The following is a 14,867-nucleotide window of genomic DNA, read 5'->3' as shown; positions in this document are numbered from 1 at the left end:
TGTTGTCGTCCCGGCGAAGGCCGGGACCCATACGCCGCGGCTCGTGTTATTGGAAAAGGAAGACAATAACCAGCCTGCAAAACAACGATCGCTGGTGGGTATGGGTCCCGGCCTTCGCCGGGACGACGGAATACATCAGCCCCGCTTCGGCTTGGCCGGCGGCGGGTTGCCCGGCGTCGGGTTGAACAGCTTCTTCAGATCGTCGATGCTTTGCGACAGTCGCGGCCATTCGCAGGAGAAGGAATCTTTCTTGCAGTTGGAAGCCTTGATGCGCGCGGCCTGCTTGACCGGGCTTGCCACCGGCACCGGGATTCTTTCGACCTCGGTTCGCAACGCCACCTGCTGCACGGCGCGCTGCGATTCTTGCTCTTGCTGCTGTTGTTGCTTGGCCGTCAAGGCCGCCGCGATGTTGCTGCGGCGCTGGCTTTCGAGATAGGCGGTATATTGCTGGTCGATCTTCTTCTGCTCTTCCGGCGTCGGGTTGGGCCCCGCGATGTCGAAGGTCCGGTCCTGCATGAAGTCGTAATAGGTGTAGCCGCCGCCAGGCTTGCGGCGGCCGGCGAACTTCGCGTTGCATTCGGCAAGCGCTGACGTCCTGTCTTCCTTGGTCTTCGCCTTCTCGGCGGCGTCAGCGCAAGATTCGAAATCGACCGGCGTGCCGCGCCACCACTGCGCATGCGCATGCACCGGGCCCAGCACGACGAGGCCGGCGACGGCTGCGATGGCGAGCAGCGATGATAGTGACGCAATCACGGACGGAGTTTCCTCAACAACGCGAGTTCCAAAGTTGATTTGCGGTCATGGATTAAACGGATTGTCGCCATTTTGACAGGGCTTGTCACCCCCGGAACCCGGTGATTTTCCAGCGCTGATTTCTTGCCTGTGATCGATGGAACCGACCGGCGGTGCGTTGGAATTTATTCTGGAAATTCAACGCGAAAGCGGTTTGGACCGTTGGGCGGAAGTCGGCCGGAGGCGGCTTGCGCCGCAGTCACCCCTGTTGACGCATTGTGGCAGGACTTTGCCATTTATTCCCAGCGCCGGCCCGGCGCGGTTTCGCCGAACATCGTGCACCAATGAAGGGCGAGTTCACATCTGATGAAAATCCGCTCGACCGGCCGCCCGATTTTTCGGCGATCTCCTGCGATGTCGATTCCGATACAGCCCAATGGAATAGAATTTGGGCATACCAATCTGTGCAAAAAGGTATTTGATTGCCTGAGTTTGGCGCTATCAAAGATGTCCGCGAACAAGAAGAAGCATCAGGGGAAACCAACTGCATGAGCGTCACCATTGCCATGGATAGCGTGCCAAAGCCGGCGTCTGAGTTGATCGAGGCATTCAGGAGCGCCTCGACGTCGATCATCAGCGACAACCTTGCCCGGCTGCCGGGCGCCGTGGGGTTGCGGCCGTTCCATCGCAGCGGCAGGCTCGTGGGCGTTGCCTTTACCGTCCGCACCCGGCCGGGCGACAATCTGGCCATTCACAAGGCGCTCGAACTGGTTGGACCCGGCGACGTGATCGTGGTCGATGGCGGCGGCGACGAGAGCCGGGCGCTGGTCGGCGAGATCATGAAGAACATCGCTGAGTATCGCGGCGCTGCCGGCTATGTGATCGACGGCGCGATCCGTGACGTTGCCGCGTTCGCCGCGTCCGACTTTCCGTGCTTTGCCCGTTCGGTCATTCATCGCGGCCCCTACAAGAGCGGCCCCGGCGAGATCAACGTGCCGGTCTCGATCGGCGGGTCGGTGATATCGCCGGGTGATATCGTGGTGGGAGACGAGGACGGCGTGGTGTCCTTTCCGGCCGCGATCGCACCTTCGTTGCTCGAGGCGGTGCGCGCCCAGACCAGGCGAGAAGAGGAAACGTTGGTAGCGATCCGCGAAGGGCGCTATCAGGGCTCCTACGGCAAATCATGATCGAGACGCAACGGACATTGGGACAACTGACGTTGGGGAAGCGACGATGAGTCAGAGGGACGAGTTTCACAATCTGGACAACCCGGATGACGGCCTGTTTCGCGATCTCGCGCCGGGTCTCACCACGCGCATTTTCGCCGGCGAGCAGGCCATGCTGTCGGTGGTGACGCTGGCGCCGCATTCGCAAGGCACCCTGCATCATCACCCCGAGGAGCAATGGGGCGTGCTGCTCGAGGGTTCGGCCATCCGCGTACAGGGCGAAGAGGAGATCGCGGTGAAGAAGGGCGATTTCTGGCGCACGCCGGGAAACGTGCCGCACACCATGCGCGCCGGGCCGGACGGTGCCCGCGTGCTCGATATCTTCAGCCCGCCGCGGCCGGAGTACAAAAAGCCGGGATCGGGTTTCGGTAATCAATAGCTCTGCGAAACAAAAAACAAACGCAGCAATAATCAGGGGGAGAGAAATGAAGAAGATCACGAGACGGTCGATGCTGGCGGCGTCGGCCGCATTCACTTTCGCGCCGTCGCTGGCCTTGGCACAATCGGCGAAGAACTTGACGCTGGTGGTGCCATTCCCGCCGGGAGGCTCCACCGACGCGCTGGCGCGGCTGCTGCAGTCTCATTTGCAGACCAAGCTCGGCCGTATCGTACTGGTGGAGAACAAGTCGGGCGCCGCCGGTTCGCTTGGCGCGACGCAGGTCGCGAAAAGCCCGCCGGACGGATCGTCGTTTCTGGTGACCTTCGATTCGCATGCGGTGATCCCGGCCATCCTCGAAAAGCCGCAGGTCGACGTCGAGCAGGATCTGGTGCCGGTGTTCCTCGTCGGCACCGCGCCCTATGTGATCGCGGCGAACGCGAGCCGGCCGTTCAAGAATTTTGCCGATGTCGTTGCAGCGTCGAAGAAAGAACCCGGCTCGATCAAATACGCCTCCGTCGGCATCGGCACCCTCGGCCATCTGGCGATGACGATGCTCGCCAAGCAGGCCGGCGTGGAGATCACGCATGTGCCGTATCGCGGCGGCGGACCGGCCATGAACGACGTGCTCGGCGGACACGTCGACCTGATCGCGGGATCGGCGGCGCTGATCATGGCGCAGTTGGGGACCAATACGCTTCGCCCCATCCTGCAGCTGGGGCGCGAGCGGATGCCATCGCTCCCGGACACGCAGACGGGAATCGAAGCCGGCTACCCCGATTCCGAGACGCTGGCCTGGTGGGGCATTTTTGCGCCCAAGGGTACGCCGCCTGATGTCATCGATGGCCTCGCAAAGCCGGTCCGCGAAATTCTGAGCGAGCCCGCGGTCGCGGCGCAGCTGCGCGAAACGCAGCAAATGACGCTGCTGCTGGCCGACGCCAAGGATTTCGGCACGTTCTTCGCCAAGCAGGTCAGCGCCTGGGGCAAGGTCGTGCGCGAGAACAACATCAAGGCGTAAGGCCCGGTATTCATCTTCCTGATTTTTCGGGACGCGATCCGGCGGCCCGCCTGGCAGGGGCGGCTGCGGCGGCTGCCGCAACGTGCCCGTATGATCCCGGACTATCCCAAAGACGCATAGGAAAAGCGGTCGACTCGTGGCGAAGTTCCGGGAACCGCGCCAACCTTTATGGCTTCCGCGCGTTGTCCGACTACGAAAGTCACCGTTTCGGAGATCGTTGTGAACAGCACACTCACGTTGAAGCCCCGTCCCAGCAATACGGCATTGATCGCCTGGCAGTTCACCGGGCAGCCGCTGTACGAATGGCCGAACTGGGTGCAGTCGAGCTGCTCGCTTCAACGCGGCGACGACGGGCAACTCGAGCTTCGACACGAGCGACGGAGCGGCGCGCAGATCGTCTATCTCGGAGAGTGGCTGGTCCACGATCTCGACGGCGGCATCTGCTTCTACACCGACGCCGAAATCCGCAAAGAGTTCGAAATCACCTGAGCGCTATTGACGCAGCAAACTTCGCGGCGAAGTGTGAACCACGCAACAATCAGCCACAATCTATGGGATTATAGCTGTTGTCACTCACCCAGAGGGGCAATGCTGAAATTTCGAATCGCATTTTAAGGAACTGAGACGACTCAACTGGCGCCCCTCTCCTCGCAGCATTTTCCTGATTGGAGAAACGTGATGGCAACAGAAGTGAATGTCCAGCCCGGCCATGGCAAAGCTGGCCGTCATCCGACAAGGCAATTTCTCGATACGCTTTCCGGGCACGACGATCCCGGCATGTTCGGTCGGATGTTTCCGACCCTCGATCCGCTGGCGGTCGATGACAAGCCGCTGCAGGAACTCGCCGACGCGATGAAAGACCCGAACCCCGGCGACCCCGCCGGGAACAACACCAAGGTGCCGGCCGGCTTCACCTATCTCGGGCAGTTCGTCGATCACGACATCACGCTCGATCTGACCTCATTCGGCGACAAGGAGGCCGATCCCAACGCGGTGGAAAATTTCCGCACGCCGGCGCTCGATCTGGACAACGTCTATGGTCTCGGTCCGGATGGCAGCCGGCAGCTTTACGCGCGCAATCCCGGCGACCTCGACGGCAAGAGGCCGGGTCCGAAACTCCTGATCGGCAAGACCATCAACGTGCCGCTCGGTGGCGTGACCGGCGATCTTCGCAACGATCTGCCGCGCAGTCCCGAAGGCTTTGCGCTGATCGGCGATCACCGCAATGATGAAAACCTCGTCGTTGCGCAGACGCATCTGGCGATGCTGAAATTCCACAACAAGGTGTGCGATCAGCTGGCGGCGAAGGGAACGCCGGTCGGCGAGATCTTTGCGGAGGCACGCCAGATCGTGACCTGGCACTATCAGTGGATGGTGCTGCACGATTTCGTCGAGCGCATCACCGAAAAAGGCATCGTCGCAAAAATCCTCGAGCAGGGCCGCCGCTTCTACCGCTTCAGGAAGACGCCCTACATGCCGGTCGAGTTTTCCGCGGCCGCCTACCGGATCGGCCACAGCATGGTGCGCGAGGTCTACAGCCACAACCGCATCTTCACGCCCGGCGGCGGCGGAATCCCGGCCACGCTCGACCTGCTGTTCAAGTTCACGGGACTGTCCGGCGGCATCATCGGCGATCTCGCGCCCAATCCGCCGACCCCGCCGCTACCGCTGCCACTGCTGTCCAGCAACTGGATCATCGACTGGCGGCGCTACTTTGAAGGGCTGGCCACCAATCCCGCTGACGTCAGGCTCAATCCCTCCCGCAAGCTCGATCCGTTCGTGGTGCCGCAACTGCATACGCTGCCGGGCGGCGGCGGCAGCCTGCCGTTCCGCAATTTGAAGCGCGGCGTGCTGCTCGGATTGCCGTCGGGACAGGATGTCGCCAAGGCGATGCGGATCAAAAACCCGCTGACTTCGGCCGAGATCGCCAAGGGCACCGACGGCGCGGTGGCCAAGAAGCATGGCCTGCACGAGCATACCCCGCTCTGGTACTACATCCTGAAAGAGGCCGAGCAACGCGGCGGCGGCGAAAAACTCGGACCGGTCGGCGCCACGATCATCGCCGAAGTCTTCGTCGGCCTCGTGCATGGCGACCGCCAGTCGTATCTGTGGCTCAAGGGCAAGAACTGGAAGCCGACGCTGCCTTCGAAGACGCCGGGCGATTTCACCATGGCCGATTTGCTGCGGTTCGTCGGCGATGTCAGCCCGATCGACGGCATTTCGACGGTGTAGCGGTAAAATCACCGATCAATCCTGCGATTGCGTTGTAAATCACGGCGCAATCGCAGGCTGGCGATCAGGCTTCCGCTCTGGTATGGAATCGCGATACCCGCCCGATTCAGCGGGTTCGCGGTCCCGTAGCTCAGCCGGATAGAGCGACGGTTTCCTAAACCGTAGGTCGCATGTTCGAGTCATGCCGGGATCGCCAGTTTTCAGAATCCAGCAACGCAAATTAAAGACGGCGTTTCGCGACGCGCGCATGTCAGGCGGTCGGCGGAACGCGCTCGAACAGGTGCTCGTAATGCAGCACCAGTCCGTTCTCGTCGACCACCAGATCGGCTTCAAAGCCGAGCGACAGCCCAAGATCGACGTAGCGTAGCCGTTCGGGGCCTTGCCGGTCGTAGCGCTGGCGCGACCGCGCCACCGCCAGCGCCGGGCCATCGATGAAGGCGGTATCAAGCGGCAGGCTTTCTCCGGCGCCAAGGGGCGTCCTGCGGATCGGGAAGCTGTTGCAGAATGGCGTGATCGACAGGTCCGGCTCCTCGGCCCCTTCGAGGTCCGGCCGCAGCACACCATCGACCCGCCAGCCGGTTCCGGCGCGTTCCAGATGCAGCAGACCATGGCCTTGCGCGTTCCAGCGCTCCACGGTGACGGTCAGCGCGTGCCATCCGGGATCGAGCCGCCAGCGGTGATCGATGCGATAGCCGCCGGCGTCGAGGCAGATCGTGGTGGCGGTGGCCGTGATCCGGTCAGGCTCGATTGCCAGTTCCAGGCGCTCGAGGCCCTCGATATCGGTCCGGCGCCAAAACAGCACGGATGTGCTCATGGCAAGTCTCCTTGCTTTCCCCAGCCTTTATCCTACGGGGGCAAGGATCATGCGTTACGCCGCCGCGGATCGAACACGCACACGTGTTCGAGGAGGGGCTGTCGGCGATCTCTGAAGGTTCAGCTGGTTCCTTGCAACATCAGCCGCCCTTGGCCATTCGCGCCCTCAGCGCTCGTAGCTTGCCGGGTCCGCGCTGTCCGACGGATTTGCGAATGCGCTCCGCAAAACCTTAGGCATCGGATTGCGGAAATTGAGGCCGTTCGGCGGCACCGGCGATTCGAACCACTTCTTGTAGATCACCTCGATCTCGGGGCTGCGGTACAGGTTCGCAGTCGCGCGATCCGCCACGGTCTTGAACGGCGCATCGTCCTTGCGCAGCATGATTCCGTAGGGTTAGGCCTTCGAAAAAGCCTCCTCGCTGATGATGTAGGCCGACGGGTCTTTTGACCGCGCGATCGCGACGGCGAGTTGCACGTCATCGAGGACGTAGGCGGCGGCGCGGCCGGTCTCCAGCATCAGAAACGCCTCCGCCTGGTCCTTGGCGACCAGCACCGCAACGCCGAGGTTTCGTGCGCTGCTGGCCTGGGTGAGCTGCACCATATTGGTCGAGCCTGAGATCGCAACGACACGATAAAAAAGTGATATTATCGAATGTAAATTCATTCCATGGAAGAATGAATGGAGCGCGCGACCGAAACGCTCCTGGGGAGCGGCGCGCATGGCCGCGGTTCAGCTCTCGCGCGATGGCTAGATCGAAACGGGGAACGCATGTTCAGTCTGAAGCAGGTCGAAGCACTGTATTGGATTGCGCGGCTCGGGACGTTCGAACGCGCCGCTGAACACCACCCAGTCAGCCATCTCGAAACGCATTCAAGAGCTCGAACTCGTTGCCGGCACGCCGTTGTTCGACCGGAGCCAGCGGAGCGCCCGCCTGACCGAGCAGGGCGAGCAGCTGCTCGCGCTCGCGCAGGAAATGCTGGCGTTGCAGCAACGCGTGCTTCATCTGAAAGACGGAAACGAGATACCGGTACGTCGGCTTCGGCTCGGCATAACCGAACTGACTGCCCTGACGTGGCTTCCGCGCCTCATCGCGAGTCTGCGCGCGAAATATCCAAGGGTCACGATCGAGACCGAGGTCGATATGAGCCGCGATCTCTGATCGGCTCCAGGAAGACAGGCTCGACGTCATCATCATTCCAGAAGCGTTTTCTGATGCACACATCACCGCGGTCGAGCTAGCCCAGAACCGAAACGTGTGGATGGGAAGTCCAAAGCTCGTACGTACGCGGCGCAAGCTCTCGATCGCGGAGTTGGCTGAGTACACGATACTGGTCCAGGGAAACCGATCGGGCACCGGCCTTTGGGTGAGCAAGTGGCTGAAGTCTGAAGGTGCAATGCTTCCCCGCCTGTTTTCCAGCGACAGTCTGATCGCGTTGCTCGGACTGACCGTCGCTGGCCTCGGCGTGACATATCTGCCGCTGCAATGCTTCAAGCCACTTGTCGCTGAGGGGAAGCTCAGGATCATCCGGACCGATCCGGAGCTGCCGGCGATTCCCTACGTCGCGATGCATCGCCACGACCGCCCCAGCGCCTTCACCGCTGGTGTCGCCGAACTCGCGCGGACTACCTGCGATTTCTCGCGCCAGCTACAGGGTTGATCGGTGGCTGACGATCCGCATTTTCGTGTTGCGGCGCCAGCAGCATGCGTGCTGCGAGACCGGATCGGCTTCTTCCCAGGTGATCGCTGCGGCCAAGTCGCTCTCCGGCGAAAGCAGTCGGCTCAAGCGCGAGGTCGGCCAGTTCCTGAGTCTTGGTCCGCGCCGCCTGAAGACACCACGGCCTCAGGACCTTTCGCCGAGCCGCGCGCCGCGGGCGATGGCTGCGGCCGTCTCCAGGCCGACGTGACGGACCAGCGGATCGGCATGGCGATGGACCAGCTGCCATTCCGAACCTTGCTTGCGATAGACCTGAGTGACGCGGAGTGACCAGTCCTGATCGGGCAGGCCGCCGACCTCGCCATGCTGGCGCTCGATCATCACGAGAACCACCAGGCCGTCGGATGCGTAGCTCTGCACCAGTTCGAGTTTCGCGTCGCCATTTTTGAAGTATTTGGCGAGCTGTACCAGACGTTCGGGGCTGGCATCGAAGCCGCGGCTGGCCGGGCCGCCGAACGGCTGCATCAGCGTGAAGTCATCGGCGATGCGGATCATGCGAGACCATTGCTCCATCTCGCCGCGCATGAAGGCGACCGCTTGCGCTTCGGTGCGCTGGACCAGCTCAACGGGCGGGTTTCCCGCGCTGGCGGCTGAATTGGCCAGGCATCCCGACGGCCGGAACGACAGGGATGCCGTCAGCGCGGCCGTTATCGCCGCGCGCCTCGACATGCCGGCGAGCGGGCAGGCAGTAGGTTTACCTTGGTCCAATGGCCGTCGTGTCCTGCGCAAGAATCCGAACATGTGAGCACTCCCGATTTGATTTCGGCCGGATCCAGGACGTCCGGCGGAGTGCATTTGCCACTTCATCACAGATGAATAAAATGATATGGTTTCACCGATATGATGAACAAAATTGATCTATCCAGGGCCGACCTGAACCTGCTGGTGCTGTTCGAAATCCTGATGGAGGAGCGCCACGCCGGGCGATCCGCCGAGCGGCTCAACCTGTCGCCATCGGCGGTCAGCCATGGCCTCGGACGCCTGCGTAAACTGCTTGACGATCCCTTGTTTCTCAGGACGCCCAAGGGCGTGGTGCCGACTGCGCGGGCCAGCGAACTCGCGGCGCCCGTTGCCGAAATCCTGACCCGCATCCGGGGCGTGGTGTCGAGCAGCGCGCCGTTCGATCCGGCGCGATCGGCGCGCCGCTTCGTCGTCGGCGCGCCGGACGGAACGTCGGCGGTGTTCCTGCCGCCATTGCTCGAAGCGTTACGGAAAACAGCCCCGGGAATCGATATCGGCATCCGCCAGATTCTGCCGACGCAGGGCCAGCCCACGCCCGACCTCGCCTGGAAGGAAGCGCTGGCCGATCTCGAAGCGCGCGGCATGGATATCGCCGTGATCCCGTTCGACGATGTGCCGGTGCGCTTCCACAAGCAAACGCTCTATCAGGAAGAGTTTGTCATCGCGGCACGTGCGGGGCACCGCTTCCGGAAAGCATCCAGCCTGCGGAGTTACTGCGAGATGCAGCATCTCGTCGTCTCGCATACCGGAGATGCTTATGGCTTCGTCGATGTCGAACTCGCCCGGCAAGGATTGTCGCGCCGTGTCGCATTGACGGTGCCGAACTTCACCTTTGCCCTCGGCGTGCTCGCTGAAACCGATCTGATCTCGGCGTTGCCGCGACGGTTCGTCGAGATGCATGGTCCGCGCTTTGGAATCGTCGCTGTCAAGGCGCCGATCGCGCTGCCCCACTTCGCCATCAACGCGGTTCTCCCAAGGGTTGCAATGATGGATGCGGGCGTTGCCTGGCTTGTCGCGGCGCTCGACCAGATCAAGACGCCCAAAACGCCCGGTACACGCAAGCCAAAGCACTCCATTTGAGCGATCGGCGCGAAAACACGCCCCCTCACACCTGGCTGCCTGCGCGAGACGGTAACGCCGGCCGGGTACTCAGGTGTTCCAGGGCGACTACAAAGCTCAACAATATCAATACAACCGAGTCCCTGCCGCCGCCCAGTGCATGCTTAAAAGTTCGCTAACAAGTCCCGGCTATATTGAGACAGTCGTTTTCCCATCCCAGGCCCAGGATTTGACCCGATGTTCTTTTCCCGCATCAGCTTCAAGCTTGCCGTCATGATTGGTCTCAGTCTCGCCGGCATGGTCGTGATGGCTCCGATCGCGCTCTACACCATGCGCGCGCAGATGATGTCGGACCGTCAGGTCAAGACGCAGCAGATGGTCGACATCGGAAATGGAATCCTGACCCATTATCAGAAGCTCGAAACCGACGGAAAGCTGTCGCGCGACGACGCGCAGAAGGCGGCGATCCAGGAAATCAAAAGCCTGCGCTACGACAAAGTCGAGTATTTCTGGATCAACGACATGTCGCCGAAGATGATCATGCATCCGATCAGGGCCGAGCTTGACGGCAAGGATCTCGGAGAGATGAAGGATCCGAACGGCAACCGGCTGTTCATCGGATTCGTCGACGTCGTGAAGTCGAAGGGCGCCGGCTTCTACAGCTATCTGTGGCCGAAACCCGGCTTCGACCAACCGGTGCCGAAGATTTCCTATGTGAAGGGCTTCGCGCCCTGGGGCTGGATCATCGGCACCGGCATCTATCTCGACGACGTCGATGCGGTGTTCCGGCAAACCGCCCAGATGTTCGCGCTGGTGTGTCTGGCCGTGTTCGCGCTGGTGCTGATCAGCTCGTTCTTCATTGGCCGCAGCGTGACGCGGCCGCTCACGACCATCACCAACCTGACCGACCGGCTGGCGTCCGGCGATACCGCTTTCGAGGTGCCCTATACGCAGCGCAAGGATGAGGTCGGTGCGCTCGCCAAATCGCTGCGCGTCTTCAAGGACAATGCCGAGGCGGTGACCAAGATGCACGCCGAGCAGGCCCAGCTGAAGACCGATGCCGATGCCGAGAAGCGCAAATCGATGATGGATCTCGCCAGCAAGTTCGAAGCCAGCGTCCAGGCCGTCGTCGGCGACGTCATCAAGGATGCGAGCGAAATGCAGGGCACCGCGCAAGGGATGTCCCATACGGCCAGCCAGGCGAGCGACCGCTCCAAGGCGGTGGCGATGGCTTCCCAGGAGGCGTCGTCGAACGTGCAGACGGTGGCGTCGGCCGCCGAAGAGCTTTCCGCGTCGATTTCCGAGATCACCCAGCGCGTCGGTCACGCCGCCCAGATCGCCGACAAGGCTGCCGCCGACGGCCAGCGCACCAACGAAACCGTTCAGGGCCTCGCGACTGCCGCCCACAAGATCGGCGAAGTGATCGGCCTGATCAACGACATCGCGTCCCAAACCAATCTGCTGGCGCTCAACGCCACCATCGAAGCGGCGCGCGCCGGCGAGGCGGGCAAGGGCTTTGCGGTGGTCGCCAGCGAGGTCAAGTCGCTCGCCAGCCAGACCGCCAAGGCGACGGAAGAGATCAGCGCGCAGATCAACGCCATTCAGGCCGAGACCCAGCAGGTGGTCGAAAACATCCAGAGCATTCGCTCGACGATCATGGAAGTGAACGAGATTTCGTCCTCGATCGCGGCCGCTGTCGAGCAGCAGGGCGCGGCCACGCAGGAAATTGCGTCCAGCGTGCAGAAGGCCGCCGCCGGCACCAATCAGGTCTCGCAGAACATCTCGGACGTGACCGCGGCGACGACGGAAACCGGCGCCAAGGCGCACAGGGTGCTGGAGTCCAGCGACCGGCTCGGCCGCAAGCTGAAGGCACTGCAGGACGAAGTGTCGAGCTTCCTGGCCGGCGTGCGGGCGGCATAGGCGCGGGTACGGTTCGGCTGAATCAGGACCGCAGCTCTAGTTCAGGCTCAAGGGCAGGGCGTCCATGCGCCCTGCCCAAGCAGCGTTCTGCGGTCGCTCGATAAATCGCTATTTTTCGAAAGCGCCGTATACGATATTTTTCAGAGCGATGCGAAGCCTGCCGCGGTGCATGACCGTCTGCGACATGAAGACAGCGAACATGTTTTCCTTCGGATCGACCCAGAAAGTCGTCCCGCCAGCGCCTGACCAGTTCATCTCGCCGACCGATCCCTCGATCGGACTGACGCCAGCGTCGATGCGGACGGCGAAGCCGAGCCCGAATCCGAAACCGGGTCCCGGCGAATAGGCGGGTCCGGGAGTCACGCCCGATCCCGGCCCGATATGGTTCGAGCCCATATAGGCGACCGTCTTCGGGCTGAGATATCGCTTACCGTCGAGCGTGCCGCCATTGACCAGCATCGCGGCGAAGCGCGAATAATCGCCGATGGTTGAAACCAGGCCGGCACCGCCGGCCTCAAACTTGCGGGCGACGCGCGGGTCGCCCATTTCCGCACCGGGACCGATCTTGCGGTCGCTCGGAAACGGTTCGGCCACCAGCGATTGTTTGGCCGCATCGGTGACGAAAAAGCTCGTATTGGTCATGCCGAGCGGGTCGAACAGGCGCTCCTTCATGAACTGAAAGAGCGATTTTCCGGAGACCACCTCAATCACGCGGCCGAGGATATCGGTCGACTGGCTGTATTCCCATGTCGAGCCCGGTTGATAGACCAGCGGCAATTTGGCCAGACGTTCGGCAAACAGGGCGTTGTCAGGATCGCCCTCGAACAAGTTTGCCTCGCGATAGAGCTTCTTGACGGCGCCATCGCCGAAGACACCGTAGGTCAGGCCGGAGGTGTGGCGCATCAAATCCTGGATCGTCATCGGTCGCCTGGGAGCGACCAGATCGAGTCCGATCTTGCCGTCCTCGCCCTTCTTCTCGACGCCAACCTTCACGTCAGCGAAAGCCGGGATGTATTTGGACACGGGCTCATCGAGCTGCAGCTTGCCTTCCTCGACCAGCATCACCGCCGCCACCGTGGTGATCGGCTTCGTCATCGAATAGATGCGGAAAATGGTGTCCGGCGTCATCGGCGCCTTGGTGCCGGGATCGCGAACGCCAAAACTGTTGAAATAGGCGGTCTTGCCGTTGCGCTGGATCATCATGATCGCGCCCGGAATCTTCTCCGTGGCAATTTCGTTATTGAGATAGGCATCGATGCGCGCGAGCCCTGCGCTCGAGAAACCCGTCTCCTCCGGTTTGGCGATGATGGGGCCTTCGGCGAATGCGACGGAGACGGTCGCGAGCAACAATGCGGCGACGGCAACGCCGCGCAAGCGGATGGATGCGAGCATTTCTATCCCCCCTGGTCGGATCTTGACGTCCGAACGCCCCGGCCGCACTGACGGTGGCCCGATGATGCGGGATAGTTGCTTAGCTCGATGGCGCTGACAAGGCCCGCTGTGTCTATACGCCCTGCTCAAGCAGCGCCTTGAAATCGGCGCGGGCGCGTTGCGCTTCGCATTTAGCTGCCTCGGAGGCTTCTCCGAGCCCGAAATAGCCGTGGATCAGGCCTGGGCCGTCATAGTATTTGGTGGCGACGCCGGCGGCGATGAGCGCATCCGCATAGGCCTTGCCCTCGTCGCGGAGCGGATCGAACCATGCCGTGGTGACGATCGCCGGCGCGAGCCCGGCGAGGCTTCTTGCGCGTAGCGGCGAGACGCGCCAATCGGCGCCGTCGGCGGCGCTCTCGAGATAATGACCGCAGAACCATTCCATGACGGCGCGCGACAGGAAATAGCCCTCGGCGTTTTCAGTGCGGGAGGGAAAGCGCGCGTTCTCTTTGATATCCGCGAAATTGCCGAAAACATCGGTGACGGGATAGACCAGCAATTGCGCTGCGAGCTTGATGCCGGCGTCGCGGCAGGCGATTGCGGTCACCGCCGCCAGATTGCCGCCGGCGCTGTCACCGGCGACGCCGACGCGCTTGATGTCGCCGCCGAACTCGGCGATGCGTTCGACGATGTCCCTCAAGGCAGCGAACGCGTCCTCGAAGGCGCCGGGAAAGCGCACCTCGGGCGGCCGCCGGTAGTCGACTGAAATGACGACGGCGCTGGTCTCGATCGCAAGCAGGCGCGCTTGCCGGTCATGGGTTTCGAGATCGCCGGCGACCCAGCCGCCGCCATGGAAGAACACCACCGTCGGCGATTTTTCGTCTGTGTTGCGATAGACCCGCGCGGCGAGGAAACCGGCAGCACCCTTGACCTTGGTGTTTTCTGCGCTGGCGACCGGAGGCGGCGGCACCGCGGCACGGGCATCCGCCAGCGCGCGAAGCGCATCGCGCGCGCTCTGCGGCGTCATCGTCGTGGGGTCGCGCAGCGGCAACAGCGGAATGATCTGGGCGATGACGGGATCGAGCGGCGTAACCATGTAGAATGCCTCGCGTTGGACAGGGCCGCACCTTAGGTCGCGCGCAAAGCTGCCGCAATTAGGTTTGCCGCATGGCTCGAGGATGCCGCGCTGCTGCGCCCGCTCATCTTTGGCGACGCAACATCGAGCGGGGAATGCCGCCGAGTTTGCTAAATTGCGAAGAATTCCATCAAGCAGAATTTGCGCGTCGCTTGGTAGGCTGGTTCCTCGTTTACTCCTGATTATCCGTACCGGCGGAGCGCAGGGAACGGCCGGTCGGGCCGTTCATTGCTCCTTGGGAAGGAGGTGCGCGATGAAGGAAGTTGCCGCGATAGACCGTGCGATCGACGAAGTGCTGGTGCAACTCGGGCAAATGGTTCTGAGGCTCTCCAGCCCGCAGGTGACGAAACGGGCCGATGAGCGACGCGCGCTGGTGCGTTCGGTCAACCAATACTCGGTGTGTGCCGCGCGTTCCGACGATCCGCGCGTGCACGAGCTCAAGGCCGAACTCGACGAGACGATCAAGCCGCGGTTGCGGCTGGTGGTCTCCAGATAAGCGCTTCAGAGTAAGCGCCCCAAAGTAAGCGT

The 14,867-nt window shown here is 62.4% G+C and carries 13 protein-coding genes, 1 tRNA gene and 2 pseudogenes; 10 read left to right on the top strand and 6 right to left on the bottom strand.

What is annotated here, in order from left to right; translation table 11 throughout:
* Nucleotides 1-135 precede the first annotated feature (135 nt).
* Nucleotides 136-753, bottom strand: a complete 618-nt coding sequence (locus JQ574_RS06500) for a hypothetical protein (RefSeq protein ID WP_212209742.1) — start codon at nt 751-753, stop codon at nt 136-138.
* 527 nt (nt 754-1,280) lie between these two features.
* Between JQ574_RS06500 and JQ574_RS06495 the strand changes: the two genes are divergently transcribed.
* From JQ574_RS06495 to JQ574_RS06470, 6 genes are all read left to right on the top strand, one after another.
* Nucleotides 1,281-1,919 carry an RraA family protein gene (locus JQ574_RS06495; RefSeq protein ID WP_212209741.1) on the top strand — a complete coding sequence of 213 codons (639 nt, stop codon included), beginning with the start codon at nt 1,281-1,283 and terminating at the stop codon, nt 1,917-1,919.
* A gap of 46 nt (nt 1,920-1,965) precedes the next feature.
* Complete coding sequence (locus JQ574_RS06490; protein ID WP_212209740.1) at nt 1,966-2,337, top strand: cupin domain-containing protein; 372 nt, start codon at nt 1,966-1,968, stop codon at nt 2,335-2,337.
* A 46-nt stretch (nt 2,338-2,383) separates the two neighbouring features.
* Complete coding sequence (locus JQ574_RS06485) at nt 2,384-3,352, top strand: tripartite tricarboxylate transporter substrate binding protein (RefSeq protein ID WP_212209739.1); 969 nt, start codon at nt 2,384-2,386, stop codon at nt 3,350-3,352.
* Between the two features lie 219 nt (nt 3,353-3,571).
* A complete protein-coding gene (locus JQ574_RS06480) occupies nt 3,572-3,841 on the top strand; it encodes a hypothetical protein (RefSeq protein ID WP_212209738.1) in 270 nt (89 codons plus the stop codon).
* A gap of 189 nt (nt 3,842-4,030) precedes the next feature.
* The gene (locus JQ574_RS06475; RefSeq protein WP_212383400.1) at nt 4,031-5,584 is read left to right on the top strand and encodes a heme peroxidase family protein; all 1,554 of its coding nucleotides are present in this window, start codon (nt 4,031-4,033) and stop codon (nt 5,582-5,584) included.
* Between the two features lie 119 nt (nt 5,585-5,703).
* Nucleotides 5,704-5,780, top strand: a tRNA-Arg gene (locus JQ574_RS06470).
* Nucleotides 5,781-5,834: 54 nt separating this feature from the next.
* Here the strand turns inward: JQ574_RS06470 and JQ574_RS06465 are convergent.
* The gene (locus JQ574_RS06465) at nt 5,835-6,398 is read right to left on the bottom strand and encodes a putative glycolipid-binding domain-containing protein (protein WP_212209736.1); all 564 of its coding nucleotides are present in this window, start codon (nt 6,396-6,398) and stop codon (nt 5,835-5,837) included.
* Between the two features lie 165 nt (nt 6,399-6,563).
* Nucleotides 6,564-7,025: pseudogene (locus JQ574_RS06460) on the bottom strand (amino acid ABC transporter substrate-binding protein); the annotation flags it as partial.
* Nucleotides 7,026-7,203: 178 nt separating this feature from the next.
* On the opposite strand from JQ574_RS06460, the pseudogene JQ574_RS06455 reads away from it, so the two are divergent.
* Nucleotides 7,204-8,056 (top strand): annotated as a pseudogene (locus JQ574_RS06455) (LysR family transcriptional regulator).
* Between the two features lie 183 nt (nt 8,057-8,239).
* Here the strand turns inward: JQ574_RS06455 and JQ574_RS06450 are convergent.
* Complete coding sequence (locus JQ574_RS06450; protein ID WP_249119141.1) at nt 8,240-8,821, bottom strand: YybH family protein; 582 nt, start codon at nt 8,819-8,821, stop codon at nt 8,240-8,242.
* Nucleotides 8,822-8,953: 132 nt separating this feature from the next.
* On the opposite strand from JQ574_RS06450, the gene JQ574_RS06445 reads away from it, so the two are divergent.
* Both JQ574_RS06445 and JQ574_RS06440 read left to right on the top strand, forming a co-directional pair.
* On the top strand, nt 8,954-9,934 hold the full coding sequence (locus tag JQ574_RS06445) for a LysR family transcriptional regulator (protein WP_212209734.1): 981 nt from the start codon (nt 8,954-8,956) through the stop codon (nt 9,932-9,934).
* A 216-nt stretch (nt 9,935-10,150) separates the two neighbouring features.
* Complete coding sequence (locus JQ574_RS06440; protein WP_212209733.1) at nt 10,151-11,833, top strand: methyl-accepting chemotaxis protein; 1,683 nt, start codon at nt 10,151-10,153, stop codon at nt 11,831-11,833.
* A gap of 108 nt (nt 11,834-11,941) precedes the next feature.
* On the opposite strand, the gene JQ574_RS06435 is transcribed toward JQ574_RS06440, so the two are convergent.
* Nucleotides 11,942-13,225 carry a serine hydrolase gene (locus tag JQ574_RS06435; protein ID WP_212383398.1) on the bottom strand — a complete coding sequence of 428 codons (1,284 nt, stop codon included), beginning with the start codon at nt 13,223-13,225 and terminating at the stop codon, nt 11,942-11,944.
* Nucleotides 13,226-13,337: 112 nt separating this feature from the next.
* Complete coding sequence (locus tag JQ574_RS06430) at nt 13,338-14,300, bottom strand: alpha/beta hydrolase (RefSeq protein WP_212209731.1); 963 nt, start codon at nt 14,298-14,300, stop codon at nt 13,338-13,340.
* Between the two features lie 292 nt (nt 14,301-14,592).
* Here JQ574_RS06430 and JQ574_RS06425 point away from each other — a divergent pair, with 292 nt between their 5' ends.
* Nucleotides 14,593-14,835 carry a hypothetical protein gene (locus JQ574_RS06425; protein ID WP_211998296.1) on the top strand — a complete coding sequence of 81 codons (243 nt, stop codon included), beginning with the start codon at nt 14,593-14,595 and terminating at the stop codon, nt 14,833-14,835.
* Nucleotides 14,836-14,867: the final 32 nt, after the last annotated feature.

The organism is Bradyrhizobium sp. AUGA SZCCT0158 (genome assembly GCF_018130065.1).
In the GTDB taxonomy this organism is placed as follows: domain Bacteria; phylum Pseudomonadota; class Alphaproteobacteria; order Rhizobiales; family Xanthobacteraceae; genus Bradyrhizobium.
The sequence above is the reverse complement of the archived record's forward strand: the minus strand, read 5'-3'. Positions and strand labels throughout refer to the sequence as shown.

Coding starts and splice junctions, on each gene's coding strand:
- JQ574_RS06495 (WP_212209741.1), top strand. CDS start 1,281: ATGAGCGTCACCATTGCCATGGATAGCGTGCCAAAGCCGGCGTCTGAG.
- JQ574_RS06490 (WP_212209740.1), top strand. CDS start 1,966: ATGAGTCAGAGGGACGAGTTTCACAATCTGGACAACCCGGATGACGGC.
- JQ574_RS06485 (WP_212209739.1), top strand. CDS start 2,384: ATGAAGAAGATCACGAGACGGTCGATGCTGGCGGCGTCGGCCGCATTC.
- JQ574_RS06475 (WP_212383400.1), top strand. CDS start 4,031: ATGGCAACAGAAGTGAATGTCCAGCCCGGCCATGGCAAAGCTGGCCGT.
- JQ574_RS06465 (WP_212209736.1), bottom strand. CDS start 6,398: ATGAGCACATCCGTGCTGTTTTGGCGCCGGACCGATATCGAGGGCCTC.
- JQ574_RS06445 (WP_212209734.1), top strand. CDS start 8,954: ATGATGAACAAAATTGATCTATCCAGGGCCGACCTGAACCTGCTGGTG.
- JQ574_RS06440 (WP_212209733.1), top strand. CDS start 10,151: ATGTTCTTTTCCCGCATCAGCTTCAAGCTTGCCGTCATGATTGGTCTC.
- JQ574_RS06435 (WP_212383398.1), bottom strand. CDS start 13,225: ATGCTCGCATCCATCCGCTTGCGCGGCGTTGCCGTCGCCGCATTGTTG.
- JQ574_RS06430 (WP_212209731.1), bottom strand. CDS start 14,300: ATGGTTACGCCGCTCGATCCCGTCATCGCCCAGATCATTCCGCTGTTG.
- JQ574_RS06425 (WP_211998296.1), top strand. CDS start 14,593: ATGAAGGAAGTTGCCGCGATAGACCGTGCGATCGACGAAGTGCTGGTG.